Origin of the sequence: Escherichia sp. XD33 (assembly GCF_019375075.1) — a bacterium.
In the GTDB taxonomy this organism is placed as follows: domain Bacteria; phylum Pseudomonadota; class Gammaproteobacteria; order Enterobacterales; family Enterobacteriaceae; genus Enterobacter; species Enterobacter flexneri_A.
In genome coordinates, this window is record NZ_JAENDM010000003.1 from 188745 (window position 1) to 213260 (window position 24516).

The 24516-nt window shown below is 51.4% G+C and carries 22 protein-coding genes and 1 pseudogene; 9 read left to right on the forward strand and 14 right to left on the reverse strand.

Annotated features, from left to right (window positions below; all coding sequences use genetic code 11):
* Positions 1-66 precede the first annotated feature (66 nt).
* The 6 genes from odhB to sdhC all read right to left on the reverse strand — a co-directional run bounded on the left by odhB (position 67) and on the right by sdhC (position 7544).
* Positions 67-1284: a 2-oxoglutarate dehydrogenase complex dihydrolipoyllysine-residue succinyltransferase gene (odhB, locus tag K0778_RS03800; RefSeq protein WP_000099823.1), complete on the reverse strand. Its 1218-nt coding sequence runs from the start codon at positions 1282-1284 to the stop codon at positions 67-69.
* A 14-nt stretch (positions 1285-1298) separates the two neighbouring features.
* A complete protein-coding gene (gene sucA, locus K0778_RS03805) occupies positions 1299-4100 on the reverse strand; it encodes a 2-oxoglutarate dehydrogenase E1 component (protein WP_001181473.1) in 2802 nt (933 codons plus the stop codon).
* Between the two features lie 200 nt (positions 4101-4300).
* Positions 4301-5017: a succinate dehydrogenase iron-sulfur subunit SdhB gene (gene sdhB, locus K0778_RS03810; protein ID WP_001235263.1), complete on the reverse strand. Its 717-nt coding sequence runs from the start codon at positions 5015-5017 to the stop codon at positions 4301-4303.
* Between the two features lie 15 nt (positions 5018-5032).
* Positions 5033-6799 carry a succinate dehydrogenase flavoprotein subunit gene (gene sdhA / locus K0778_RS03815; RefSeq protein WP_000775540.1) on the reverse strand — a complete coding sequence of 589 codons (1767 nt, stop codon included), beginning with the start codon at positions 6797-6799 and terminating at the stop codon, positions 5033-5035.
* The gene (sdhD, locus tag K0778_RS03820; protein WP_000254365.1) at positions 6799-7146 is read right to left on the reverse strand and encodes a succinate dehydrogenase membrane anchor subunit; all 348 of its coding nucleotides are present in this window, start codon (positions 7144-7146) and stop codon (positions 6799-6801) included. The genes sdhA and sdhD overlap by 1 nt, the downstream gene beginning before the upstream one ends.
* The gene (sdhC, locus tag K0778_RS03825) at positions 7140-7544 is read right to left on the reverse strand and encodes a succinate dehydrogenase cytochrome b556 subunit (RefSeq protein ID WP_000263347.1); all 405 of its coding nucleotides are present in this window, start codon (positions 7542-7544) and stop codon (positions 7140-7142) included. Before sdhC ends, sdhD begins: the two co-directional genes overlap by 7 nt.
* 380 nt (positions 7545-7924) lie before the next feature.
* Here sdhC and K0778_RS03830 point away from each other — a divergent pair, with 380 nt between their 5' ends.
* From K0778_RS03830 to K0778_RS03860, 7 genes are all read left to right on the forward strand, one after another.
* A complete protein-coding gene (locus tag K0778_RS03830; RefSeq protein ID WP_001305582.1) occupies positions 7925-8032 on the forward strand; it encodes a hypothetical protein in 108 nt (35 codons plus the stop codon).
* A gap of 205 nt (positions 8033-8237) precedes the next feature.
* On the forward strand, positions 8238-9521 hold the full coding sequence (gene gltA, locus K0778_RS03835) for a citrate synthase (RefSeq protein ID WP_000785834.1): 1284 nt from the start codon (positions 8238-8240) through the stop codon (positions 9519-9521).
* A 389-nt stretch (positions 9522-9910) separates the two neighbouring features.
* On the forward strand, positions 9911-10477 hold the full coding sequence (locus K0778_RS03840; protein WP_000472430.1) for a fimbrial protein: 567 nt from the start codon (positions 9911-9913) through the stop codon (positions 10475-10477).
* Positions 10478-10527: 50 nt separating this feature from the next.
* Positions 10528-12984 (forward strand): fimbria/pilus outer membrane usher protein, encoded by a 2457-nt coding sequence (locus tag K0778_RS03845; RefSeq protein WP_072131817.1) that lies wholly within the window; start codon positions 10528-10530, stop codon positions 12982-12984.
* 14 nt (positions 12985-12998) lie between these two features.
* Positions 12999-13727 carry a molecular chaperone gene (locus tag K0778_RS03850; protein WP_000142799.1) on the forward strand — a complete coding sequence of 243 codons (729 nt, stop codon included), beginning with the start codon at positions 12999-13001 and terminating at the stop codon, positions 13725-13727.
* Positions 13724-14785: a fimbrial protein gene (locus K0778_RS03855; RefSeq protein WP_063084849.1), complete on the forward strand. Its 1062-nt coding sequence runs from the start codon at positions 13724-13726 to the stop codon at positions 14783-14785. The genes K0778_RS03850 and K0778_RS03855 overlap by 4 nt, the downstream gene beginning before the upstream one ends.
* Before the next feature lie 151 nt (positions 14786-14936).
* The gene (locus K0778_RS03860; RefSeq protein ID WP_001336221.1) at positions 14937-15983 is read left to right on the forward strand and encodes an AbrB family transcriptional regulator; all 1047 of its coding nucleotides are present in this window, start codon (positions 14937-14939) and stop codon (positions 15981-15983) included.
* On the opposite strand, the gene nei is transcribed toward K0778_RS03860, so the two are convergent.
* The 5 genes from nei to ybgI are packed head-to-tail and all read right to left on the reverse strand — an operon-like array spanning position 15980 to position 19879.
* Positions 15980-16771, reverse strand: coding sequence for an endonuclease VIII (gene nei / locus K0778_RS03865; RefSeq protein WP_001114026.1), 792 nt, complete (start codon positions 16769-16771; stop codon positions 15980-15982). The genes K0778_RS03860 and nei overlap by 4 nt on opposite strands.
* A 35-nt stretch (positions 16772-16806) precedes the next feature.
* Positions 16807-17541 carry a 5-oxoprolinase subunit PxpA gene (pxpA, locus tag K0778_RS03870; protein ID WP_000687130.1) on the reverse strand — a complete coding sequence of 245 codons (735 nt, stop codon included), beginning with the start codon at positions 17539-17541 and terminating at the stop codon, positions 16807-16809.
* Positions 17531-18463, reverse strand: coding sequence for a 5-oxoprolinase subunit PxpC (pxpC, locus tag K0778_RS03875; RefSeq protein ID WP_000912724.1), 933 nt, complete (start codon positions 18461-18463; stop codon positions 17531-17533). The genes pxpA and pxpC overlap by 11 nt, the downstream gene beginning before the upstream one ends.
* The gene (gene pxpB, locus K0778_RS03880; RefSeq protein ID WP_001188343.1) at positions 18457-19113 is read right to left on the reverse strand and encodes a 5-oxoprolinase subunit PxpB; all 657 of its coding nucleotides are present in this window, start codon (positions 19111-19113) and stop codon (positions 18457-18459) included. The genes pxpC and pxpB overlap by 7 nt, the downstream gene beginning before the upstream one ends.
* 22 nt (positions 19114-19135) lie before the next feature.
* Entirely contained in the window at positions 19136-19879 is a 744-nt protein-coding gene (gene ybgI, locus K0778_RS03885) for a radiation resistance protein YbgI (protein ID WP_001619234.1), read from the reverse strand.
* Between the two features lie 269 nt (positions 19880-20148).
* Between ybgI and dtpD the strand changes: the two genes are divergently transcribed.
* A complete protein-coding gene (dtpD, locus tag K0778_RS03890; RefSeq protein ID WP_001032694.1) occupies positions 20149-21630 on the forward strand; it encodes a dipeptide permease DtpD in 1482 nt (493 codons plus the stop codon).
* A 41-nt stretch (positions 21631-21671) separates the two neighbouring features.
* On the opposite strand, the gene phrB is transcribed toward dtpD, so the two are convergent.
* From phrB to K0778_RS03905, 3 genes and pseudogenes are all read right to left on the reverse strand, one after another.
* Entirely contained in the window at positions 21672-23090 is a 1419-nt protein-coding gene (gene phrB / locus K0778_RS03895; RefSeq protein ID WP_000628038.1) for a deoxyribodipyrimidine photo-lyase, read from the reverse strand.
* Complete coding sequence (locus tag K0778_RS03900) at positions 23087-23596, reverse strand: YbgA family protein (protein WP_001076004.1); 510 nt, start codon at positions 23594-23596, stop codon at positions 23087-23089. The genes phrB and K0778_RS03900 overlap by 4 nt, the downstream gene beginning before the upstream one ends.
* Before the next feature lie 150 nt (positions 23597-23746).
* Positions 23747-24397 (reverse strand): annotated as a pseudogene (locus tag K0778_RS03905) (ISAs1 family transposase); the annotation flags it as partial.
* Positions 24398-24452: 55 nt separating this feature from the next.
* Here K0778_RS03905 and K0778_RS03910 point away from each other — a divergent pair.
* Positions 24453-24516 (forward strand): IS1 family transposase (locus K0778_RS03910; protein ID WP_001676991.1); only part of this gene is annotated, 64 nt, incomplete at its 3' end.

Consider the following 24516-nt stretch of genomic DNA (forward strand, 5'->3'; position numbering starts at 1 on the left):
GGCTTCAATTGCCGGAGAAGGCGATAATGCCTTATCCGGTCTACAGTGCAGGTGAAACTTAAACTACTACACGTCCAGCAGCAGACGCGTCGGATCTTCCAGCAACTCTTTGATCGTTACCAGGAAGCCCACGGATTCGCGACCATCGATCAGACGGTGATCGTAGGACAGCGCCAGGTACATCATCGGCAGGATCTCAACCTGACCATTCACCGCCATCGGACGATCTTTGATAGCGTGCATACCCAGAATTGCGCTCTGCGGCGGGTTGATGATCGGCGTAGACATCAGGGAACCGAACACACCACCGTTGGTGATGGTGAAGTTACCACCGGTCAGATCTTCAACGGTCAGCTTGCCGTCACGGCCTTTGACTGCCAGCTCTTTGATTTTCTTCTCGATGTCTGCCATGCCGAGGGTATCGACATCACGCAGAACCGGCGTCACCAGGCCGCGCGGCGTAGAAACCGCCATGCTGACGTCGAAATAGTTGTGGTAAACCACGTCATCGCCGTCGATAGAAGCGTTCACTTCCGGGTAACGTTTCAGGGCTTCAACCACCGCTTTCACGTAGAAGGACATAAAGCCCAGACGGATGCCGTGGCGTTTTTCAAACGCTTCACCGTACTGCTTACGCAGATCCATAATCGGCTTCATGTTGACTTCGTTGAACGTGGTCAGCATGGCGGTGGAGTTTTTCGCTTCCAGCAGACGCTCTGCCACACGCTTACGCAGGCGAGTCATCGGGACACGTTTTTCACTACGTGCAGCCAGAGCCGGTTGCGCCGCCGGAGCAGCCGCTGCCGGAGCAGACTCTTTCGCCGGGGCTTTCGCCAGATGTTTTTCCACATCTTCACGAGTCAGACGACCACCCACACCGGTGCCTTTAATGGCGCTGGCGTCGAGATTGTGTTCAGCCAGCAGGCGACGGATCGCCGGGCTTAACGCATCGTTGTTTTGCTCTTCCAGAGACGCCTGCTGGCGTTGCGCCGGAGTGGACGCTTTCTCTTCAGATTTGGCGCTGGTTTCTTTACCGGCGCTGTTGCCTTCACGCAGGCGACCAAGGATCTGACGAGACGTTACCGTTGTACCTTCATCTTCCAGAACCGCATCCAGAATGCCGTCTGCTGATGCCGGTACTTCCAGTACCACTTTGTCAGTTTCGATTTCTACCAGCACTTCATCACGTACGACTGCGTCGCCGGGTTTTTTATGCCAGGTTGCGACGGTGGCATCGGCTACGGATTCAGGCAGGTCAGGGACCAGAATATCTACGCTACTCATTGTGTATCCTTTATTTATTCGACGTTCAGCGCGTCATTAACCAGATCTTGTTGCTGTTTCTGGTGAACGGACATATACCCTACCGCCGGAGAGGCGGAGGCCGGGCGGCCTGCATAACGCAGAGAAGCCCCAAACGGAATCACTTCACGGAAATGATGCTGGCTGCAGTACCATGCGCCCTGGTTGAGCGGCTCTTCCTGGCACCAGACAAAATCCTTGACGTGAGCAAACTGCTGCAACACTTCCTGCATCGCTTTATGCGGGAACGGGTAGAGTTGCTCGATACGCACAATGGCGACATCGTGTTGATTGTTCTTACGACGTTGTTCCAGCAGGTCGTAATAAACCTTACCAGAACACATCACTACGCGCTTCACACCCTTCGGATCAAGCTCGTCGATTTCACCGATGGCTGGCAGGAAGGTGCCGTTCGCCAGTTCTTCGAGGCTGGAAACCGCCAGCGGATGACGCAGCAGGGATTTCGGCGACATCACGACCAGCGGACGACGCATCCCGCGCAGCGCCTGACGACGCAGCATGTGGTAAACCTGTGCCGGGGTAGACGGTACGCACACCTGCATGTTTTGCTCAGCACAAAGTTGCAGATAACGTTCCAGACGCGCGGAGGAGTGCTCCGGCCCCTGCCCTTCATAACCGTGCGGCAGCAACATCACCAGACCACACATCCGGCCCCATTTCTGTTCGCCAGAGGAGATGAACTGGTCGATAACCACCTGCGCACCGTTGGCGAAGTCACCGAACTGCGCTTCCCAGATAGTCAGAGTGCGTGGTTCTGCGGTGGCATAACCGTATTCAAACGCCAGCACTGCTTCTTCAGACAGTACGGAGTCCCAGACACGGAACGCGCCCTGGCCGTTATGGATGTGTTGCAGCGGCGTGTAAGTGGAACCGTTAGACTGGTTGTGGATCACCGCGTGGCGGTGGAAGAAGGTACCGCGACCGGAGTCTTCACCCGACAGGCGAACCGGAATGCCTTCGTCAACCAGCGTGGCGTAAGCGAGGTTTTCCGCGCCGCCCCAGTCGAACAGTTTCTCACCGGCAGCCATCGCCTGGCGATCGCCATAAATTTTGGCAACGCGAGACTGCATTTCAACCGCTTCCGGCACCGTGCTGATGCGTTTAGCCAGTTCCTGCAGGCGCTTCATCTCAACTTTGTTCGGGTACTCTTCGTCCCATTCGTGGTTGAGATACGGCGACCAGGTGAAAGAGTGCATGTTCATCGGACGCCACTCTGCCACTACGCAATCGCCAGCATCCAGCGCATCGCGGTACAGGTTAACCATCTCGGTGGCATCTTCCAGCGTCGCCACTTTTTCCTGCTCCAGCTTGTCAGCATAGATTTTGCGCGGCGTCGGATGTTTTTTGATTTTCTGATACATCAGCGGCTGGGTTGCGCTCGGCTCGTCGGCTTCGTTGTGGCCGTGACGGCGGTAGCACACCAGGTCGATGAAGACATCACGTTTAAAGGTGTTACGGAAATCGAGCGCCAGACGGGTCACAAAGGCAACGGCTTCCGGATCATCCGCGTTAACGTGGAAAATCGGTGCCTGAACCATCTTACCGATATCAGTACAGTACGGTGTAGAACGAGCATCCAGCGGATTAGAGGTGGTGAAACCAACCTGGTTGTTGATAACGATACGTACCGTACCGCCAACTTCATAACCACGCGCTTTCGACATGTTCAGAGTTTCCTGAACCACACCCTGCCCGGTCACTGCGGCGTCACCGTGGATGGTGATTGGCAGCACTTTGTTGCTGCTCGGCTCATCAAGTCTGTCCAGACGGGCACGAACAGAACCGATAACTACCGGGCTTACAATCTCAAGGTGAGACGGGTTAAACGCCAGCGCCAGGTGCACCAGGCCGCCATCGGTCTGGAAGTCAGACGAGAAGCCCATGTGGTATTTCACGTCACCCGTGCCGAGGTGTTCTTTATGTTTACCGGCGAACTCGTCGAACAAGTCTTGCGGTTTTTTACCCAGCACGTTCACCAGCACGTTCAGACGACCACGGTGCGCCATCCCGAGAACCACTTCGCGGGTGCCGCTGTTGCCAGCGTGGCGGATCATCTCTTTAAGCATCGGGATTAACGCGTCACCGCCTTCCAGCGAGAAGCGTTTTGCGCCAGGGAATTTTGCGCCGAGGTAACGTTCAAGGCCTTCAGCGGCGGTCAGTTCGCTTAAGAAGCGTTTTTTCTCTTCGCTATTGAAAGTCGCGCGACCAGACTCGATACGCTGTTGGATCCAGCGTTTTTCTTCGGTGCTGGTGATGTGCATATACTCGGCACCAATCGGGCCGCAGTAGGTTTGCTTGAGGGCTTCCAGCAGCTCGCCGAGTTTCATGGTTTCTTTGCCGCTGGCAAATGAACCGACGTTGAAGGTCTCCTGGAAGTCTGCTTCGGTCAGATCGTGGAAAGACGGATCCAGATCGGCCACTTTATCTTGCTGCCACAGTCCCAGCGGATCGAGATTCGCATGCTGGTGACCACGGAAGCGGTATGCGTTAATGAGCTGCAGGACTTTTACCTGCTTCACATTGGTGTCAGGGTCGGAGATCGTTGAAGAGTAACGTGAAGCGTCTTTCGCCAGGCGGCGGAAATATTCACGCGTTTGAGAGTGGAATTGATCCGGTTTGACTCCCGTACCAGGTAACTGCTGGAACGTCGAACGCCAGTTAGCGTCAACCGAGTCAGGATCGGTTAAGAAGTCTTCATAGAGCTGTTCTATCCAGCTCTGGTTTGCGCCAGAGAGGTAAGAAGAGTCCAACCAGGCTTTCAAAGCGCTGTTCTGCATCGTGATCCCTTAAGCATCTTTTTTATGCTTACTTCGCCGTGGATACTACCACGCACAGTGATGTGCGTGCCGGGGTTCACTTGCGAGCTCTTGTCTACGTAGTGGCTCGCGAAGGAACCTTTAAAAACTGTCTTAGTGTCAGGGGCAGTTTTTAAAGATTTCCTGAATAGCCGGGGGATTTCCCCGGCATCAACATTTAATTACGCATTACGTTGCAACAACATCGACTTGATATGGCCGATGGCGCGCGTCGGGTTCAGCCCCTTCGGACATACACTGACGCAGTTCATGATGCTGTGACAGCGGAATACACTGAATGCATCGCTCAAACCGTCGAGGCGGCTGTCAGTCTCGGTATCACGGCTATCGATCAGGAAACGATATGCCGCTAACAAGCCTGCCGGGCCGATAAACTTATCGGGATTCCACCAGAAAGACGGACAAGAGGTTGAACAACATGCGCAGAGAATACATTCATACAGCCCGTCGAGTTTTTCGCGCTGCTCTGGCATCTGTAAATGCTCGCGAGCTGGCGGATTTTGTCCATTATTCAACAGGTAAGGCTTAATTTTCTCATATTGCGCATAGAATTGTCCCATGTCTACCACCAAATCGCGGATCACCGGTAAACCTGGCAGCGGGCGAATCACAATCTTCTTGCCCGGCTGGTTGAGTGCCGAAATCGGGGTAATACAGGCCAGACCATTCTTGCCGTTCATGTTCAGACCGTCGGAACCGCACACACCTTCACGGCAGGAGCGGCGGAACGACAGGCTGGGATCTTTCTCTTTCAGCTGGATAAGCGCATCCAGCAACATCATGTCGCGACCTTCTTCCGCTTCCAGGGTGTAATCCTGCATACGCGGAGCATCATCAACATCCGGGTTATAGCGATAAATTGAAAACTCGAGTCTCATTTTCCTGTCTCCGCATTAGTAAGTACGAATCTTCGGCGGGAATGCCGGGCGCAGTTTCGGTTCCATGTTGACGCTTCGGCGCGTCATGGATTCCGACTCTGGCAGATACAGGGAGTGGCACAGCCAGTTTTCATCATCACGATCCGGGAAGTCGAAGCGGCTATGCGCGCCACGGCTTTCGGTACGGAAGTTGGCAGAAACAGCCGTTGCATACGCCGTTTCCATCAGGTTATCCAGTTCCAGGCACTCAACGCGCTGGGTGTTGAACTCGCTGGAAGTGTCATCCAGACGGGCATTTTTCAGACGCTCGCGGATAACTTTCAACTGCTCAAGCCCTTTCGCCATCGCATCACCTTCACGGAAGACCGAGAAGTTATGCTGCATACATTCTTGCAGCGCTTTACGAATCGCCACCGGATCTTCACCGTTACGATTATTGTTCCAGCGGTTCAGACGATCCAGAGATGCTTCAACATCAGACTCGCTGGCATCGCGCAATGCGCCCTGCTCGGCGATAGACTCTTGCAGATGCAGACCCGCTGCGCGACCAAAGACCACCAGGTCCAGCAGCGAGTTGCCGCCCAGACGGTTAGCGCCGTGTACCGATACACAAGCGATTTCACCAACGGCAAACAGCCCCGGAACAACCACATCTTCGCCTTTCTCGTTCACCGTCAGCGCCTGACCGGTCACTTTGGTCGGAATACCACCCATCATGTAGTGACAGGTTGGGATAACCGGAATCGGCTCTTTCACCGGATCAACGTGAGCGAAGGTACGGGAGAGTTCCAGAATACCCGGCAGACGGGATTCGAGAACTTCTTTACCCAGGTGGTCGAGTTTCAGTTTCGCATGTGGCCCCCACGGACCATCACAGCCGCGACCTTCACGGATTTCAATCATGATGGAACGCGCCACCACGTCACGGCCCGCCAGGTCTTTGGCGTTCGGCGCATAACGCTCCATAAAGCGTTCGCCATGTTTGTTCAGCAGATAACCGCCTTCACCACGGCAACCTTCGGTGACCAGTACGCCCGCACCGGCAATACCGGTCGGGTGGAACTGCCACATTTCCATATCCTGCACCGGTACGCCTGCGCGGATAGCCATGCCGACGCCGTCGCCAGTGTTAATGTGGGCGTTAGTGGTGGACTGATAAATACGCCCTGCCCCGCCAGTCGCCAGCACGGTAGCGCGGGCTTTGAAATAAACCACTTCACCAGTTTCGATGCACAGTGCAGTACAACCCACCACCGCGCCATCCTGGTTTTTCACCAGATCCAGCGCATACCACTCGGAGAAAATAGTGGTGTGGTTTTTCAGGTTCTGCTGATAAAGGGTATGCAACAGTGCGTGACCGGTACGGTCAGCTGCTGCCGCAGTGCGTGCCGCCTGCTCGCCGCCGAAGTTTTTCGACTGACCGCCAAACGGACGTTGATAGATACGACCATCATCAAGACGCGAGAACGGCAGGCCCATGTGTTCGAGTTCCAGAATCGCTTCCGGCCCGGTTTTACACATATATTCAATCGCGTCCTGGTCACCGATATAGTCCGAACCTTTTACGGTGTCGTACATATGCCATTCCCAGTTATCTTCATGGGTATTACCCAGCGCAACGGTAATGCCGCCTTGCGCAGAAACGGTATGGGAACGGGTCGGGAAGACTTTAGAGAGCAGCGCACAGGTTTGACCGCTCTGGGAAATTTGCAGCGCCGCGCGCATACCTGCGCCACCGGCACCAATCACAACTGCATCAAATTCTCTGACTGGCAATTTCATCACACACCCCACACCACAACGAATCCATAAATCACGTAAACCACCAGAGCAACGACAATCACCAGTTGCAGCATCAGGCGCAAGGCCAGCGGTTTAACGTAGTCGGTCAACACCTGCCACATGCCGATCCAGGCATGGATCAAGATAGAAAACAGCGCCAGCAGGGTGAACACTTTGGTGAACGCAGAGGCGAAGAAACCGATCCAGACTTCATATGTCAGCTCGCCACTGGTAGCGAAAAAACCGACCATATAAATGATGTAGAGCGTCAGGACGATAGCGGTAGCGCGAACGAGGATGAAATCATGTACGCCATTGCGTCCTAATGCGGAGGCGTTGCTTACCATACGAGGACTCCTGCGAGAAGTGAAAGCACGACAGTAATAACAAAGGAGATTTTGGCGGAGCGTTTACCCGCTTCGAATGTTTCTTCCAGATAGCCAAAATCCATCATCATGTGGCGAATACCTACGACGACGTGATACGCCAGAGCGGTAAGGATGCCCCACATGATAAATTTGACGAAGAAGCTGCCCATAATCGCGGAAGCTTGCTCGAAACCTTCAGGGGAAGAGAGGCTGGTACCCAGAAGCCACAGCAGGATGCCCACTGCAACAAAGGTGATCACACCGGAAACGCGATGGAGAATGGACGCTATCGCCGTGATGGGGAACCGGATGGTCTGTAGGTCCAGATTAACAGGTCTTTGTTTTTTCACATTTCTTATCATGAATAACGCCCACATGCTGTTCTTATTATTCCCTGGGGACTACGGGCACAGAGGTTAACTTTCTGTTACCTGGAGACGTCGGGATTTCCTTCCTCCGGTCTGCTTGCGGGTCAGACAGCGTCCTTTCTATAACTGCGCGTCATGCAAAACACTGCTTCCAGATGCGAAAACGACACGTTACAACGCTGGGTGGCTCGGGATTGCAGGGTGTTCCGGAGACCTGGCGGCAGTATAGGCCGTTCACAAAATCATTACAATTAACCTACATATAGTTTGTCGGGTTTTATCCTGAACAGTGATCTAGGTCACGATAACAACATTTATTTAATTTTTAATCATCTAATTTGACAATCATTCAACAAAGTTGTTACAAACATTACCAGGAAAAGCATATAATGCGTAAAAGTTATGAAGTCGGTATTTCACCTAAGATTAACTTATGTAACAGTGTGGAAGTATTGACCAATTCATTCGGGACAGTTATTAGTGGTAGACAAGTTTAATAATTCGGATTGCTAAGTACTTGATTCGCCATTTATTCGTCATCAATGGATCCTTTACCTGCAAGCGCCCAGAGCTCTGTACCCAGGTTTTCCCCTCTTTCACAGAGCGGCGAGCCAAATAACAAACGGGTAAAGCCAGGTTGATGTGCGAAGGCAAATTTAAGTTCCGGCAGTCTTACGCAATAAGGCGCTAAGGAGACCTTAAATGGCTGATACAAAAGCAAAACTCACCCTCAACGGGGACACAGCTGTTGAACTGGATGTGCTGAAAGGCACGCTGGGTCAAGATGTTATTGATATCCGTACTCTCGGTTCAAAAGGTGTGTTCACCTTTGACCCTGGCTTCACTTCAACCGCATCCTGCGAATCTAAAATTACTTTTATTGATGGTGATGAAGGTATTTTGCTGCACCGCGGTTTCCCGATCGATCAGCTGGCGACCGATTCTAACTACCTGGAAGTTTGTTACATCCTGCTGAATGGTGAAAAACCGACTCAGGAACAGTATGACGAATTTAAAACTACGGTGACCCGTCATACCATGATCCACGAGCAGATTACCCGTCTGTTCCACGCTTTCCGTCGCGACTCACATCCAATGGCAGTCATGTGTGGTATTACCGGCGCGCTGGCGGCGTTCTATCACGACTCGCTGGATGTTAACAATCCTCGTCATCGTGAAATTGCCGCGTTCCGCCTGCTGTCGAAAATGCCGACCATGGCAGCGATGTGTTACAAGTATTCCATTGGTCAGCCATTTGTTTACCCGCGCAACGATCTCTCCTACGCCGGTAACTTCCTGAATATGATGTTCTCTACGCCGTGCGAACCGTATGAAGTTAATCCGATTCTGGAACGTGCTATGGACCGTATTTTGATCCTGCACGCTGACCATGAACAGAACGCCTCCACCTCCACCGTGCGTACCGCTGGCTCTTCGGGTGCGAACCCGTTTGCCTGTATCGCAGCAGGTATTGCTTCACTGTGGGGACCTGCGCACGGTGGTGCTAACGAAGCAGCGCTGAAAATGCTGGAAGAAATCAGCTCCGTTAAACACATTCCGGAATTTGTTCGTCGTGCGAAAGATAAAAATGATTCTTTCCGCCTGATGGGCTTCGGTCACCGCGTGTACAAAAATTACGACCCGCGCGCCACCGTAATGCGTGAAACCTGCCATGAAGTGCTGAAAGAGCTGGGCACGAAGGATGACCTGCTGGAAGTGGCTATGGAGCTGGAAAACATCGCGCTGAACGACCCGTACTTTATCGAGAAGAAACTGTACCCGAACGTCGATTTCTACTCTGGTATCATCCTGAAAGCGATGGGTATTCCGTCTTCCATGTTCACCGTCATTTTCGCAATGGCACGTACCGTTGGCTGGATCGCCCACTGGAGCGAGATGCACAGTGACGGTATGAAGATTGCCCGTCCGCGTCAGCTGTATACAGGATATGAAAAACGCGACTTTAAAAGCGATATCAAGCGTTAATGATTGATTGCTAAGCCGTTTACTTTCCGGACCCGCCTTTAATAGAGCGGGTTCTTTTTTATATGGCTGAACATAAAAAATTGTAAAAATTAAACCAGATGCAAATACCCATTAATAAGGTGAAAAAATGAGACAAGTCACATACTGAGCAGAATGATAAGTTTATTTTTATACTTCCCTGCCGGTAACATTGTTAACCCAATGAAAATTATGCATATCCATCCCACCCCATCCTTCATCTCATTAAACAATAAATTTATGCACTCAATTATTCCATTCTTTATATCACAAGCTTTTTAATATTATTAAATAAAACCAAATACATTCAATTGTCATTTTATATATTCTTGCCACGCAACACTCTATCTCATTATTTAAAGGACTCAGTTATGTTTAAAGGACAAAAAACATTGACCGCTCTGGCCATATCTCTGCTATTCACTGCACCTGTTTATGCAGCTGATGAAGGATCCGGTGAAATTCACTTTAAAGGTGAAGTTATTGAAGCACCGTGTGAAATACATCAGGATGATATTGATAAAGAGGTTGAACTCGGTCAGGTGACCACCAGCCACATTAATCAGTCACATCACAGCGATGCCGTTGCTGTCGACCTGCGCTTAGTCAACTGTGATCTGGAAAACTCCAGCAACGGTTCCGGTGGCAAGATTTCTAAAGTTGCAGTCACCTTTGATAGCTCAGCGAAAACCACCGGCGCAGATCCGATTCTCAACAACACCAGCACGGGTGAAGCCACCGGCGTCGGCGTACGTTTAATGAATAAAGATCAAAGCAATATCGTTTTAGGCACCGCTACTCCAGATATCGACCTGGCTCCGACCTCCAGCGAACAAACGCTGAATTTCTTTGCCTGGATGGAACAAATTGATCAGGCTACACCTGTAACGCCAGGCGCAGTTACAGCGAATGCGACCTACGTGCTGGATTATAAATAAGTATTACTTTGGCGGCGCTATCGCCGCCTTTCTTCAAATATTTATCAGGTATGGACACCGTGAATATTTATCGACTCTCTTTTGTATCCTGCCTGGTCATGGCGATGCCTTGCGCATTGGCGGTCGAATTTAATCTGAATGTTCTCGATAAATCAATGCGCGACCGCATTGATATTTCATTATTAAAGGAAAAAGGAGTCATTGCTCCCGGTGAATATTTTGTTAGCGTTGCGGTGAATAACAACCAAATCAGTAATGGGCAAAAAATCAACTGGCAAAAAAAGGGTGACAAAACCATTCCATGCATCAATGATTCACTGGTCGATAAATTTGGTTTAAAACCAGATATCCGTCAGTCCTTGCCACAGATAGATCGGTGTATTGATTTCAGTTCCCGACCTGAAATGCTCTTCAATTTCGATCAAGCCAATCAGCAACTGAATATTAGTATTCCGCAAGCCTGGCTGGCGTGGCACTCAGAAAACTGGGCTCCCCCCTCTACATGGAAAGAAGGTGTTGCCGGGGTCCTGATGGATTATAACCTGTTTGCCAGCAACTACCGCCCACAGGACGGCAGCAGCAGCACTAACCTGAACGCCTACGGTACCACCGGAATTAACGCCGGGTCATGGCGCTTACGCAGTGATTACCAGCTTAATAACACCGATAGCGAAGATAGCCATGAACAGTCAGGCGGAATATCGCGCACCTATCTTTTTCGTCCATTACCGCAATTAGGCTCTAAATTAACCCTCGGCGAAACCGATTTCAGTTCCAATATTTTCGATGGTTTTTCTTATACTGGCGCGGCACTGGCGAGTGACGATCGAATGTTGCCATGGGAGCTACGCGGATACGCCCCACAAATTAGCGGTATTGCACAGACCAATGCCACGGTGACGATCAGTCAATCAGGTCGCGTCATTTACCAGAAAAAAGTCCCTCCGGGACCGTTTATTATTGATGACCTCAATCAGTCTGTTCAGGGCACGCTTGATGTCAAAGTGACGGAAGAAGATGGTCGGGTGAACAATTTCCAGGTTTCGGCAGCATCGACGCCCTTCCTGACTCGTCAGGGACAGGTTCGCTATAAACTGGCCGCGGGTCAGCCACGGCCCTCCATGTCACATCAAACTGAAAATGAAACCTTTTTTAGCAATGAAGTTTCCTGGGGGATGCTGTCAAACACCTCGCTGTACGGCGGCCTGCTGCTTTCTGGTGATGACTACCATTCTGCCGCAATGGGTATTGGGCAAAATATGCTGTGGCTTGGTGCGCTGTCGTTTGATGTCACGTGGGCCAGTAGCCATTTTGATACTCAGCAGGACGAGCGGGGCTTAAGCTACCGTTTTAATTACAGCAAACAAGTGGATGCCACCAACAGCACGATTTCGCTCGCCGCTTATCGCTTCTCAGATCGTCATTTTCACAGCTACGCCAACTATCTGGATCACAAATACAACGACAGCGATGCGCAGGACGAAAAACAGACGATCAGCTTATCCGTGGGCCAACCGATTACCCCACTAAACCTCAATCTTTACGCCAACCTGCTACATCAAACCAGGTGGAATGCAGACGCCTCCACGACCGCCAACATCACAGCAGGTTTTAATGTTGATATTGGTGACTGGAGAGATATCTCGATTTCGACGTCATTCAATACGACCCACTACGAAGATAAAGATCGCGACAACCAGATTTATCTGTCAATTTCGCTCCCCTTCGGTAACGGTGGTCGGGTTGGCTATGACATGCAAAACAGTAGCCACAGCACCATACACCGCATGTCGTGGAACGATACGCTGGATGAACGTAATAGCTGGGGCATGTCTGCCGGACTGCAATCCGATCGTCCGGACAATGGAGCCCAGGTGAGCGGTAACTATCAGCATCTGAGTTCAGCGGGTGAGTGGGATATTTCTGGTACCTATGCCGCCAATGATTACAGTTCCGTCAGCAGCAGCTGGAGCGGTTCTTTCACCGCAACCCAATATGGTGCAGCGTTTCATCGCCGCAGCTCTACCAATGAACCACGCCTGATGGTCAGCACCGATGGCGTGGCAGATATTCCGGTTCAGGGCAATCTCGACTACACCAACCATTTTGGCATTGCGGTGGTGCCGTTGATTTCCAGTTATCAGCCTTCCACCGTGGCGGTGAACATGAATGACTTACCCGACGGCGTAACAGTTGCAGAAAACGTCATCAAGGAAACATGGATTGAAGGCGCGATAGGTTACAAATCACTGGCTTCCCGTTCCGGTAAAGACGTTAACGTCATCATACGCAACGCCAGCGGTCAGTACCCTCCCCTCGGTGCGGATATCCGCCAGGATGATAGCGGCATTAGCGTGGGTATGGTTGGCGAGGAAGGACATGCCTGGTTAAGCGGTGTCGCTGAAAATCAACTGTTTACCGTGGTCTGGGGTGAGCAAAGCTGCATTATTCATCTGCCAGAACGTCTGGAAGACACGACCAAACGCCTGATTTTACCTTGTCATTAATTAAGGAAAAGAGAATGACATTTATTAAAGGATTACCCTTAATGTTGTTAACCATCAGCTTGGGCTGCAATGCTGCGGTGCAACCCGATCGCACACGCATTGTGTTTAACGCCAATGACAAAGCCACCAGCCTGCGTATCGAAAACCAAAGTGACAAACTGCCTTATCTTGCTTATTCCTGGATAGAAAATGAAAAAGGGGAGAAAAGCGATGCTCTTCTGGTCGCTTTGCCCCCTATTCAACGTCTGGAACCGAAAGCGACATCGCAGGTGCGGGTTGTGAAACAAGCCTCAACCACACAATTACCTGGCGATCGCGAAACGCTATTTTTCTACAATATGCGCGAAATTCCTCCCGCTCCGGATAAAAGCAGCGACCATGCGATACTTCAGGTCGCTATTCAAAGTCGTATTAAATTGTTCTGGCGACCGGCTGCATTACGCAAGAAAGCAGGAGAAAAGGTCGAACTGCAGTTACAGGTCAGCCAGCAGGGCAACCAACTGACACTGAAAAATCCTACCGCGTATTATCTGACCATTGCCTATCTGGGGAGAAATGAAAAAGGCGTTCTCCCAGGCTTCAAAACCGTGATGGTTGCACCTTTTAGTACGGTCAACACAAACACCGGAAGTTATAGCGGCAGCCAGTTTTATCTCGGTTATATGGATGATTACGGCGCATTACGCATGACGACGCTCAACTGCAGCGGACAATGCCGTTTACAAGCAGTGGAGGCGAAATGAGTGCTGGCAAGGGATTGTTGCTCGTCATCTGCCTGTTATTTCTGCCGTTGAAGTCTGCAATGGCGCTGAACTGCTATTTTGGTACATCTGGTGGCGCAGTAGAAAAATCAGAAGCGATTCAACCGTTTGCTGTACCAGGCAATGCCAAACCCGGTGATAAGATCTGGGAATCTGACGATATTAAAATTCCCGTCTATTGTGACAACAATACCAACGGCAACTTTGAAAGCGAGCATGTCTACGCCTGGGTAAACCCCTATCCGGGGGTGCAGGATCGTTATTATCAACTCGGCGTGACATACAACGGTGTCGATTACGATGCCAGTCTGGGAAAAAGTCGCATCGACACTAACCAGTGTATCGACAGTAAGAACATTGATATTTATACCCCTGAGCAGATCATCGTGATGGGATGGCAGAACAAAATTTGCTCGGGCGATCCCGCTAATATTCATATGTCGCGTACCTTTCTCGCTCGCATGCGGTTATACGTCAAAATACGAGAAATGCCGCCGCATGATTATCAAAGTACGCTTAGCGACTATATCGTCGTGCAATTTGACGGTGCCGGTAGCGTTAACGAAGACCCTACTGCCCAAAACCTGAAATATCATATTACTGGTCTGGAAAACATTCGCGTGCTGGATTGCAGCGTCAATTTTTCCATTTCACCGGAAACACAGGTGATTGATTTTGGTAAATTTAATTTGCTGGATATACGTCGCCACACAATGTCGAAAACGTTCAGTATTAAAACGACCAAGAGCCAAAACGATCAATGCACCGACGGATTTAAAGTCAGTTCCTCCTTTTATACCGAAGAAACGTTGGTTGAAGAAGATAAAGCATTGTTGATTGGTAATGGTCTGAAGCTACGTTTACTGGATGAAAACGCCTCGCCTTATACCTTCAATAAATATGCTGAATACGCCGATTTCACCAGTGACATGTTGGTCTACGAAAAAACCTATACGGCTGAACTTTCGTCCATTCCAGGCACCCCCATCGAGGCTGGCCCCTTCGATACAGTGGTGCTTTTTAAGATTAACTATAACTGATTTACCATGATGCCCTTTGCCGCCGGAAAGGGCATCTCTTTCAGAAAATTGCTGATTTTCCCCTTTTCCTTGATTGCTGTTATTTTTTCCTGGCCCAGCTTTCTTTATGCTGTATCGATACACCAAAGAGAAAATAATGAGGGAGCGAAGGATGCCAGTTTTGCAGTGGGGAATGTTATGTGTGCTATCACTTCTCCTTTCTATTGGTTTCCTCGCGGTACATCTCCCGGCGGCGCTATTACTTGGGCCGATGATCGCCGGGATCATCTTTAGTATGCGCGGAATTACTCTGCAACTTCCCCGCTCTGCTTTTCTCGCCGCCCAGGCCATTCTTGGCTGCATGATTGCGCAAAACCTCACTGGTTCGATTCTCACCACCCTGGCCGTCAACTGGCCGATCGTGCTTGCAATTTTACTGGTAACGCTGCTTTCCAGCGCCATTGTGGGTTGGTTATTGGTGCGCTATAGCTCATTGCCTGGAAATACCGGTGCCTGGGGCTCCTCTCCTGGCGGCGCGGCGGCAATGGTCGCTATGGCGCAAGATTACGGCGCAGATATTCGCCTGGTGGCGTTTATGCAATATCTGCGAGTGCTGTTCGTCGCGGGGGCCGCTGTTCTGGTCACCCGCATGATGCTGGGCGATAACGCTGAAGCGGTTAACCAGCATATCGTCTGGTTCCCGCCAGTGAGCATTAATCTCCTGCTTACTATTTTGCTCGCGGTCGTTGCCGGTACAGTGGGATGCCTGCTGCGTCTTCCTTCCGGCACGATGCTCATCCCGATGCTGGCGGGCGCAGTGCTCCAGTCTGGTCAGCTCATCACCATCGAACTACCGGAATGGCTGCTGGCGATGGCGTATATGGCAATTGGCTGGCGGATTGGTCTTGGTTTCGATAAACAAATCTTACTGCGGGCACTACGCCCGCTACCGCAAATCCTGCTGTCGATTTTTGCTCTGCTGGCTATTTGTGCGGGTATGGCGTGGGGGCTGACCCGGTTTATGCACATTGATTTTATGACTGCCTACCTCGCCACCAGCCCCGGCGGGCTTGATACCGTGGCGGTCATCGCCGCAGGGAGCAATGCCGATATGGCGCTCATTATGGCGATGCAAACCCTACGCCTGTTCAGTATTTTGCTGACAGGGCCTGCCATTGCGCGGTTTATTTCAACCTATGCGCCGAAGCGGTCGGCCTAGTGCTGGCAGCCAGGGCACCAGTAAAACGGGCGAGATGACAGCGTGGTTTTCTCAATGATGCTGCCACAACGTTCGCACGGTTCGCCATCTCGATGAAAAACCTTAAAGCGAAACAGCGCCCCATGATGCTTATTCTCATCCACCTGCCCCCGCGTAGCGTAGGAAAATCGAGGAATCTCCAGTAACGCGTGTGCGAGTGCATCCAGTTGCGCCGCATTGAGATCTTTCGCTTTATGATTTCCAGTCAACCCAACCTGCCAGAGGATCTCCACCCGCAAATAATTGCCAAGCCCAGCCAGAAACGCCTGATCGAGCAGTAATCCTGCAAACTGACGGTTACGAAAGCGCGGTGACAATAACCGTTCCTTTACCACCTCCGGCGTCAGATTCGGATCCAGCACATCGGGACCAACGCGTTGTAAAAACGGATGCGTGGTCAGTTGTTCCGGCCTCAACATCTCAATATCCGAGGCGCTATAAAGCAGAATGGTTTTGTCAGCCGTTTGCAGTTTTACCCGCAATACTCGCGTGGTCTGCGGCTCTTCGCCGGTATCAACCACGCGCCAGACGCCGTAAAGCTGATTATGGCTGTAGAGCGTTAAGTCGTTGGAAAAATGAGTTAACAACGCCTTACCACGCGTTTCCACATGGGTAACGTGTTGACCGATAAGTTGTGATTGATAAGTTTTTAACTGCGGGAAGGCAAACCAGACATCAGTTAGTGGTTTGCCTTTGATCGCCGCCTCCAGGTTATCCGCTGCACGGCGGATCTCCGGGCCTTCAGGCATGGTGATATCCTTTTTTCATTCTTTATTAATCGGGGTTATGCTGCGACAACAATCTCCTTTTCGGCAAATGTAGAGCGTAGTCGGCGGGCGAACGCCAGTGCGTGCTCGCCGTCGCCATGCAGGCAGACTGTTTGCGCCGTGACCGTTGCCCATTCGCCGGTGATACTTTTGACTCTGCCGTGTTGCACCATCTCTAGCGTTTGCGCCAGCGCCTGTTCTTCGTTTTCAATCAACGCGCCTGGCTGACTTCGCGGCACCAGCGAGCCGTCAGCCTGATAACCGCGATCGGCAAACACTTCCTCGCGCGTTGTCAGGCCATATTGCTTGCCTGCACGAATCAGCTCGCTTCCTGCCAGCCCAACGAGAATCAATGCCGGATCGCAAGCGTATACCGCTCTGGCGATGGCGTCTGCCAGTTGTGCTTCTTTCGCCGCCTGGTTGTACAACATGCCGTGCGGTTTGACATGACGCATTACGCCGCCTTGCGCACGGGCAATCGTTGCCAGCGCGCCAATTTGATACAGCGTCTGGGCGTAAACGGTTTCTGGCGGCAGCTGCATGGCGCTGCGACCAAAATTTTCCCTGTCGGGAAAACTCGGGTGAGCGCCAATCGCGACACCATTTTTTATTGCTTCACGCACGCAAGCCTGCATGGTTTGGGCATCGCCTGCATGAAATCCACAAGCAATATTGGCAGAGGAAACCAGCGTTAATAGCTCTGCGTCGCTGGCGCAGCCTTCGCCCAGATCGGCGTTCAGGTCAATTTTCATTGTGCAGCCGCCACGCTAATTGTTCAAAATAACGTTGCTGATCTTGCCGCGCTTTCAGTGCCTCTTCCAGTGAACACTGGACAAAATGAATCGGCTGACCGAGCGGAATTTGCGCCAGATGGTACATATCAGCCTCAATGATACAGGCAATACGCGGGTAACCACCGGTGGTCTGTGCGTCGTTCATCAACACAATCGGCTGCCCGTTATGTGGCACCTGCACCACGCCCGGTAACAAACCGTGAGATAACAGTTCGCGATCGGTGGTGCGTTTTAAAATTTGCCCCTGTAAGCGATAGCCCATGCGGTTACTTTGCGAGCTAAGCTGCCAGGGCGAACGCCAGAATGCATCCTGCGAGGCGCGATCGAACTCATGATATTCCGGCCCCGGCAAGGCGCGAATGCGGTTGCCCCACAGCAGCTGTTTAACGCCCTGCGCTTCCATAGAATCACGCTTCGATTTGCCAATCGGGAGTCGGTCACCATCCTTCAGTAAACGGCCTTCCAGCCCGCCAATCCCCACTTTGAGATCGGTGCTGCATGAGCCCATTACCGGCGGAACATCAATACCACCCGCGACCGCCAGATAACTGCGCATCCCGTGCTGCGGGCGTTTAAGCGTTAAACGCTGGCCTGCTTTCATCGGCAATCGCCAGCCGGTCCAGACGGCATTATCATCCAGCCGCGCTTCGCAACCGGCACCCGTCAGAGCAAACCACCCATCAGTTTCGAACTCAACAGTTAACTGACCGAGCGTGATCTCCAGCGCGGGGGCATTGGCGTCATTACCCACCAGTAGGTTAGCAATGCGTAACGCGGGCATATCCAGTGCGCCGCAGTGGCTGATACCCGACTGGCGAAAACCGTGACGACCGCCATCCTGCACAGTGGTATACATGCCCGCACGAATAATCTTCAGCATACTCCCTCCTTCTGCGGTACAAAGCGCACGCTGTCTCCCGGACGTAATAAGATGGGTTCGTCACGCGCCGGATCAAACAGGCTGAGTGAGGTATGACCAATCAACTGCCAGCCACCCGGCGTTGCCAGCGGATAAACACCAGTCTGCGGCCCGCCGATCCCGACAGAACCTGCCGGAACGAGTAAGCGCGGTTCAGCGCGCCGTGGCGTGTGTAGTTGTTCCGGTAAACTCCCGAGATACGGGAAGCCCGGTTGAAAACCTAAAAACCAGACCACGTATTCCACGGAGGAGTGCAATTCAACAACCTGTTTTTCGCTCAACCCGCAATGCGCCGCGACCACCGCCAAATCCGGTCCGCCTGCACCACCGTAAACCACCGGAATTTCAATAAAGCGAGACTCCGGCTCCAGCGCCTCGCTCTCCTCCCACCAGCGTTGCAAACGCTCTATGGCATCCAGCGCCAGCGACTCAGGATTACGCAAAATCACCGTGATATTGTTCATGCCGGGAATGGCTTCAACCACATTCGGCATATCCACCAGACGCTGCGCCAGTCGCCAGATCCGTTTCTGGCTAGCCAGCGTCACCGGCGGTTCCAGTTCCAGCACTACCGCCGTTTCACCTATCAGATAACAACGCGCTCGTTGCACTTTCGATCCCTCTGATTATTCGTTATGCAGGATTAGGAATATCAATAAAGGTCACATCAAGATCGGTATTTTCATTCAGCCACTCGCTCAATGCGCGAATACCACCACGTTCAGTGGCATGGTGACCTGCAGCATAAAAATGCAATCCCTGCTCGCGGGCTGAATGAATGGTCTGTTCAGAAACTTCGCCAGTAATAAAAGCATCCACGCCAAAACGCGCGGCGCTATCGATAAAACTTTGCCCGCCGCCCGTGCACCAGGCGACGCGCTGGACCACCTCAGGTCCGGTATCGCCACACCATAACGGCTTACGTCCCAGACGCGCTTCAATCCAGGAAGCCAGCTCCAGTCCCGGCACAGGCATGGTCAGTTCGCCCCACGGCACCAACGGCTCAATTTCGCCCATGACCGTGATCCCCAGTAACGCCGCCAGCTGTGCGTTATTGCCCAGCTCAGGATGTGCGTCAAGCGGCAAATGCCAGCCATACAGGTTGATATCATTCGCCAGCAACGTTTTTAAACGGTTACGCTTCATTCCGCGAATGACCGGAGACTCTCCTTTCCAGAAGTAGCCATGATGCACAATGACCGCATCCGCGCCCAGACGCACTGCCTCATCGAGCAAAGCCTGGCTGGCGGTGACACCGGTAACAATTTTTTGCACCTTCTCTTTGCCTTCCACCTGCAAACCATTCGGCGCGTAATCACTAATCGCCGCGCTGTTCAGTTTTTCGTTAATCAGTTGTTCCAGTTCGGTGTTTTTCATCTTCGCGCCTTCCGTATTCTGATAGCTACACCGTTAACATAGCGTTACCTCGCCAGTTCGTCGATAGCCAATCTTTTGACATATTAAGAAACAAACCCGACGCCAAAAGACGCAAATTGTTATATCATCACGCTTCAGCTAATGTATATTTATGCAATCAGACAGCATAATGCATAAATAATCAGATCTGTATCAAAGTTTTAACTTTAAGGAAACACAAGCACGCCGCGCAACTATTACGTGACGTTGCCGTCAATTGTGGAATTATTATGAATAAACACGCATCACAGCCGCGCGCTATTTACTATGTCGTTGCGCTGCAAATCTGGGAATATTTTAGCTTTTACGGCATGCGTGCCCTGCTGATTCTCTATCTCACCAATCAACTAAAATACAACGATACTCACGCCTACGAGTTATTTAGCGCCTACTGTTCGCTGGTGTATGTCACGCCAATCCTCGGTGGCTTTTTGGCGGATAAAGTTCTCGGCAATCGCATGGCGGTGATGCTGGGGGCGTTATTGATGGCGATCGGTCATGTGGTGTTGGGTGCCAGTGAGATCCATCCGTCATTCCTCTATCTGTCCCTGGCGATAATCGTTTGTGGCTATGGTCTGTTTAAATCCAATGTCAGTTGCCTGCTCGGCGAGCTGTATGAGCCAACCGATCCGCGTCGTGATGGCGGTTTCTCGCTGATGTATGCAGCGGGTAACGTGGGGTCTATTATCGCACCTATTGCCTGTGGCTACGCCCAGGAAGAGTACAGCTGGGCGATGGGCTTTGGCCTGGCGGCGGTGGGTATGATCGCGGGTCTGGTCATTTTCTTATGTGGCAATCGTCATTTCACACATACCCGCGGCGTTAATAAAAAAGTACTGCGTGCGACAAACTTTCTCCTGCCTAACTGGGGATGGCTGCTGGTTCTGCTGGTGGCAACGCCTGCGCTGATTACCGTATTGTTCTGGAAAGAGTGGTCGGTATACGCCTTAATTGTCGCGACTATTATTGGCCTGGGTGTACTGGCAAAAATTTATCGCAAAGCAGAAAACCAGAAACAGCGTAAGGAGCTGGGGCTGATTGTGACGCTCACCTTCTTCAGTATGTTGTTCTGGGCCTTCGCACAACAGGGCGGCAGCTCGATTAGCCTTTATATCGACCGCTTCGTTAACCGCGATATGTTTGGTTATACCGTTCCGACTGCTATGTTCCAGTCGATTAATGCCTTCGCAGTTATGCTGTGCGGTGTGTTCCTGGCGTGGGTGGTTAAAGAAAGCGTCGCAGGTAATCGTACCGTGCGCATCTGGGGAAAATTTGCTCTTGGCCTTGGCCTGATGAGCGCCGGATTCTGCATTCTGACCTTAAGCGCCCGCTGGTCCGCAATGTATGGTCACTCTTCTCTGCCACTGATGGTATTAGGCCTGGCGGTGATGGGCTTTGCGGAACTGTTTATCGACCCGGTTGCCATGTCGCAAATTACGCGCATTGAAATTCCGGGCGTGACCGGCGTATTAACCGGCATCTACATGCTGCTTTCTGGCGCGATCGCGAACTATCTGGCGGGCGTGATTGCCGATCAGACATCGCAGGCTTCGTTTGATGCTTCCGGGGCGATCAACTACTCCATCAATGCATATATTGAAGTATTTGATCAAATTACCTGGGGCGCACTGGCGTGTGTAGGACTGGTACTGATGATTTGGCTGTATCAGGCGCTGAAATTCAGAAACCGCGCGCTGGCGCTGGAGTCATAATAGGCCAGCACCATACCTGATAAAACGCTCGCTGCGTTTTATCAGGCTCCTTTCCTCGCTTCTTCGTACGCTGCCAGCGTTCGCAGCCTTGCCTCTTTGTGATCAACTATCGGTTGCGGATAATCCAGCTTCACACCTGCTTTCTGCGCCCACTTCCACGGCTCATGCACCGCTTTCCCTGGTACATCGCGCAGCTCCGGTAACCATCGACGAATAAACTCGCCCTCACGGTCAAATTTCTCGCCCTGAGTTATCGGATTGAAAATACGAAAATACGGCGCAGCATCAGTACCCGTAGAAGCCGCCCACTGCCAGCCACCGTTATTAGCTGCCAAATCACCATCAATCAGCTGCGACATGAAATATCGCTCGCCTTCGCGCCAGTCGATCAACAAATCTTTCACCAGAAAACTGGCTGTAATCATCCGTAGCCGGTTATGCATCCAGCCAGTGCTGTTAAGCTGACGCATAGCGGCATCAACAATCGGGTATCCCGTTTTGCCTTTCTGCCAGGCCTGTAAATGTGCGGGATTGCTTTGCCACTGCACACGATCCGTCCAGGCAATAAACGGACAATGTTTACACAACGAGGGGTAATACGTCATCAGATGACGGTAGAACTCGCGCCAGATCAGCTCACTAAGCCAGACACTACCGGCCCCACCGTCCAGCGCCTGCGGCTGTTCCGCCAACAAGCGATGCAAACACTGGCGAGGCGATAACCCGCCCGTTGCCAGGCTGGCGGACAAACGACTGGTGCCTTCCACTGCCGGAAAATCTCGTTGTTGCTCATATTCTCCGGCACCGTTCTGGCAAAACTGGCGTAATTGCGCAATCGCCGCTTTTTCTTCCACCGGGAAATGCGCAGTATCGAAAGACTGACGAGGATAATTCAGCGTAATGGATGGCGCGGGCTCTATCGATCCGCTACTACGAACTTTTGGCGCAGCGACACACTCCGGCATCCCTTCCCGCAGCCGTTTCAGCCAGGCATTCTTAAAAGGCGTAAAGACTTTGTACATCTCGTGATTACCGGTCATCACCGCGCCAGGCGGCAGGATCACGCTGTCATCAAATCCTTCACACACCACGTTACGCAGCGCTCTTTCAACTTCCACATCCCGCGCCCGCTCATTCACTTCATACTGATAGTTATAAAACAGGTGGGTAACGCTGTTTTCCGCGCACACCTGTTTAACTATTTCGACACTGGCGACAAAGTCATCCACTTCACGGAACAATAAAGGAATACCTTTTTCCGCAAGCGCTATTTGTAGCCCATTCAGTTGAGCATTGATAAGTTCAGCCTGACGCGGCGACATGTTATGCGTCGCCCACTGGCGTGGTGTAGCGATATATAACGCCAGCACGCGTGCAGACGAATTGCGGCAGGCGGCAGCCAGTGCGAGATTATCGTGCAGACGTAAATCCTGGCGAAACCAGACCAGATGGGTAATCATAAAACTCCTGAATGGCGCAAGTTAATCACACGCGGCCAAAGTTCGAAATAACGCTGCCCTGAAAGCCAGGCGTCAGGATAAAGCGCCATATAGTGTTTGATACGCATCAGCGGCGCAAGAAGTGGTTGCTCGCCACGGCGATAACTGTCGATAAGCGCCGCCAACTGCTGGCGTTCTGTGGAATCAATATGCGGGCGAAAATAACCCTGAACGTGCATCAAAACGTTGGTGTGATCGCGCGGGTTGGCGGGATGAGAAAGCAAAACAATTACGCGTTGGTAGTACTGGTTGTAAAAATCATCCAGATTTTGCCACTGGTGAATATCAGCCACGAACGGGCCAAGTTTGCGGTACTCCGGCTGAGAATGCGCCAGAAAGACGAGTTTATAGCGGCTGTGATAATCGAGAAGCGCCCCGCGCGTTAAGCCATGTTCTTTCAGTCGATGTAACTCATGAAGGGCGAAGATACGGATTAGGGTGCTGTCATCAAATCGTTGCTGATTCATTACTGCTCCTGAACGGTTTACAGGAGTAAGTGTAGACGTTGAGAAATGATATTTGTGAAGTTAATCCTGTTGTAGCAGGACAAATTTACGAAAGCCTGCTCCCCGCAAGGACTGACGTCAGGTAGTTTCTAACCATAGCTGCCCTTTCTATTCAAACGTGAAATCAATAAGCTCATCAGGGACATCGCAAACAATATGAAGACGGGTTTCTTCTCTGCCGTGACTCTTTTCACTAATTGCGTAACTGTCATGCTTGGGATTATTTAATTCTTTCAGCGGAAATTTTTCCTCAAAGGCTTTATTAAGCCGCCCCTGGTTTCCTTTTACAGCGAATAAATAATCACCTCCCTGTTTTTGTATCTTCTCTGCAATATCTTTCTGGCAACCCATCGCATCAGTTGTGATAATTTTTCCTTTAATATCTAACATGTTAAGAAGTTCAGGGATAGCTGTAATCTCATTAGATTTCTCATCCGTCTTGATCTGTCCGATGACCAGACTGTGCATTGTTGAGAACGCACTAATGACATGAATCGCTCCCTTGCGGCGACTCTTGTCATAAGAGTGCCGGAGCGTTTTTCCATCAATTGCGATGACGTCTTTATCGTCTGAAGAATGGCAGTCACGCATCCAGTTAATAAAGCACTCATGAAATTTTGCAGGACTGATACAGGATACAACTCTGGCAATAGTATCGTGAACAGGAATACCATTTTCAAAATCACCATATTGCTTCAAGAAATCGAGATGTGTTTCCCCGAAATCCTCTATATCTTCCCAACTTTCTGCACCAGAAATAACGGTGATGCTGCCAACTTACTGATTTAGTGTATGATGGTGTTTTTGAGGTGCTCCAGTGGCTTCTGTTTCTATCAGCTGTCCCTCCTGTTCAGCTACTGACGGGGTGGTGCGTAACGGCA

Excerpts from the sequence above, each read along its gene's own strand:
- odhB (WP_000099823.1), bottom strand. The coding sequence starts at position 1,284 with ATGAGTAGCGTAGATATTCTGGTCCCTGACCTGCCTGAATCCGTAGCC.
- sucA (WP_001181473.1), bottom strand. The coding sequence starts at position 4,100 with ATGCAGAACAGCGCTTTGAAAGCCTGGTTGGACTCTTCTTACCTCTCT.
- sdhB (WP_001235263.1), bottom strand. The coding sequence starts at position 5,017 with ATGAGACTCGAGTTTTCAATTTATCGCTATAACCCGGATGTTGATGAT.
- sdhA (WP_000775540.1), bottom strand. The coding sequence starts at position 6,799 with ATGAAATTGCCAGTCAGAGAATTTGATGCAGTTGTGATTGGTGCCGGT.
- sdhD (WP_000254365.1), bottom strand. The coding sequence starts at position 7,146 with ATGGTAAGCAACGCCTCCGCATTAGGACGCAATGGCGTACATGATTTC.
- sdhC (WP_000263347.1), bottom strand. The coding sequence starts at position 7,544 with ATGTGGGCGTTATTCATGATAAGAAATGTGAAAAAACAAAGACCTGTT.
- K0778_RS03830 (WP_001305582.1), top strand. The coding sequence starts at position 7,925 with ATGCGTAAAAGTTATGAAGTCGGTATTTCACCTAAGATTAACTTATGT.
- gltA (WP_000785834.1), top strand. The coding sequence starts at position 8,238 with ATGGCTGATACAAAAGCAAAACTCACCCTCAACGGGGACACAGCTGTT.
- K0778_RS03840 (WP_000472430.1), top strand. The coding sequence starts at position 9,911 with ATGTTTAAAGGACAAAAAACATTGACCGCTCTGGCCATATCTCTGCTA.
- K0778_RS03845 (WP_072131817.1), top strand. The coding sequence starts at position 10,528 with ATGGACACCGTGAATATTTATCGACTCTCTTTTGTATCCTGCCTGGTC.
- K0778_RS03850 (WP_000142799.1), top strand. The coding sequence starts at position 12,999 with ATGACATTTATTAAAGGATTACCCTTAATGTTGTTAACCATCAGCTTG.
- K0778_RS03855 (WP_063084849.1), top strand. The coding sequence starts at position 13,724 with ATGAGTGCTGGCAAGGGATTGTTGCTCGTCATCTGCCTGTTATTTCTG.
- K0778_RS03860 (WP_001336221.1), top strand. The coding sequence starts at position 14,937 with ATGCCAGTTTTGCAGTGGGGAATGTTATGTGTGCTATCACTTCTCCTT.
- nei (WP_001114026.1), bottom strand. The coding sequence starts at position 16,771 with ATGCCTGAAGGCCCGGAGATCCGCCGTGCAGCGGATAACCTGGAGGCG.
- pxpA (WP_000687130.1), bottom strand. The coding sequence starts at position 17,541 with ATGAAAATTGACCTGAACGCCGATCTGGGCGAAGGCTGCGCCAGCGAC.
- pxpC (WP_000912724.1), bottom strand. The coding sequence starts at position 18,463 with ATGCTGAAGATTATTCGTGCGGGCATGTATACCACTGTGCAGGATGGC.
- ybgI (WP_001619234.1), bottom strand. The coding sequence starts at position 19,879 with ATGAAAAACACCGAACTGGAACAACTGATTAACGAAAAACTGAACAGC.
- dtpD (WP_001032694.1), top strand. The coding sequence starts at position 20,149 with ATGAATAAACACGCATCACAGCCGCGCGCTATTTACTATGTCGTTGCG.
- phrB (WP_000628038.1), bottom strand. The coding sequence starts at position 23,090 with ATGATTACCCATCTGGTCTGGTTTCGCCAGGATTTACGTCTGCACGAT.
- K0778_RS03900 (WP_001076004.1), bottom strand. The coding sequence starts at position 23,596 with ATGAATCAGCAACGATTTGATGACAGCACCCTAATCCGTATCTTCGCC.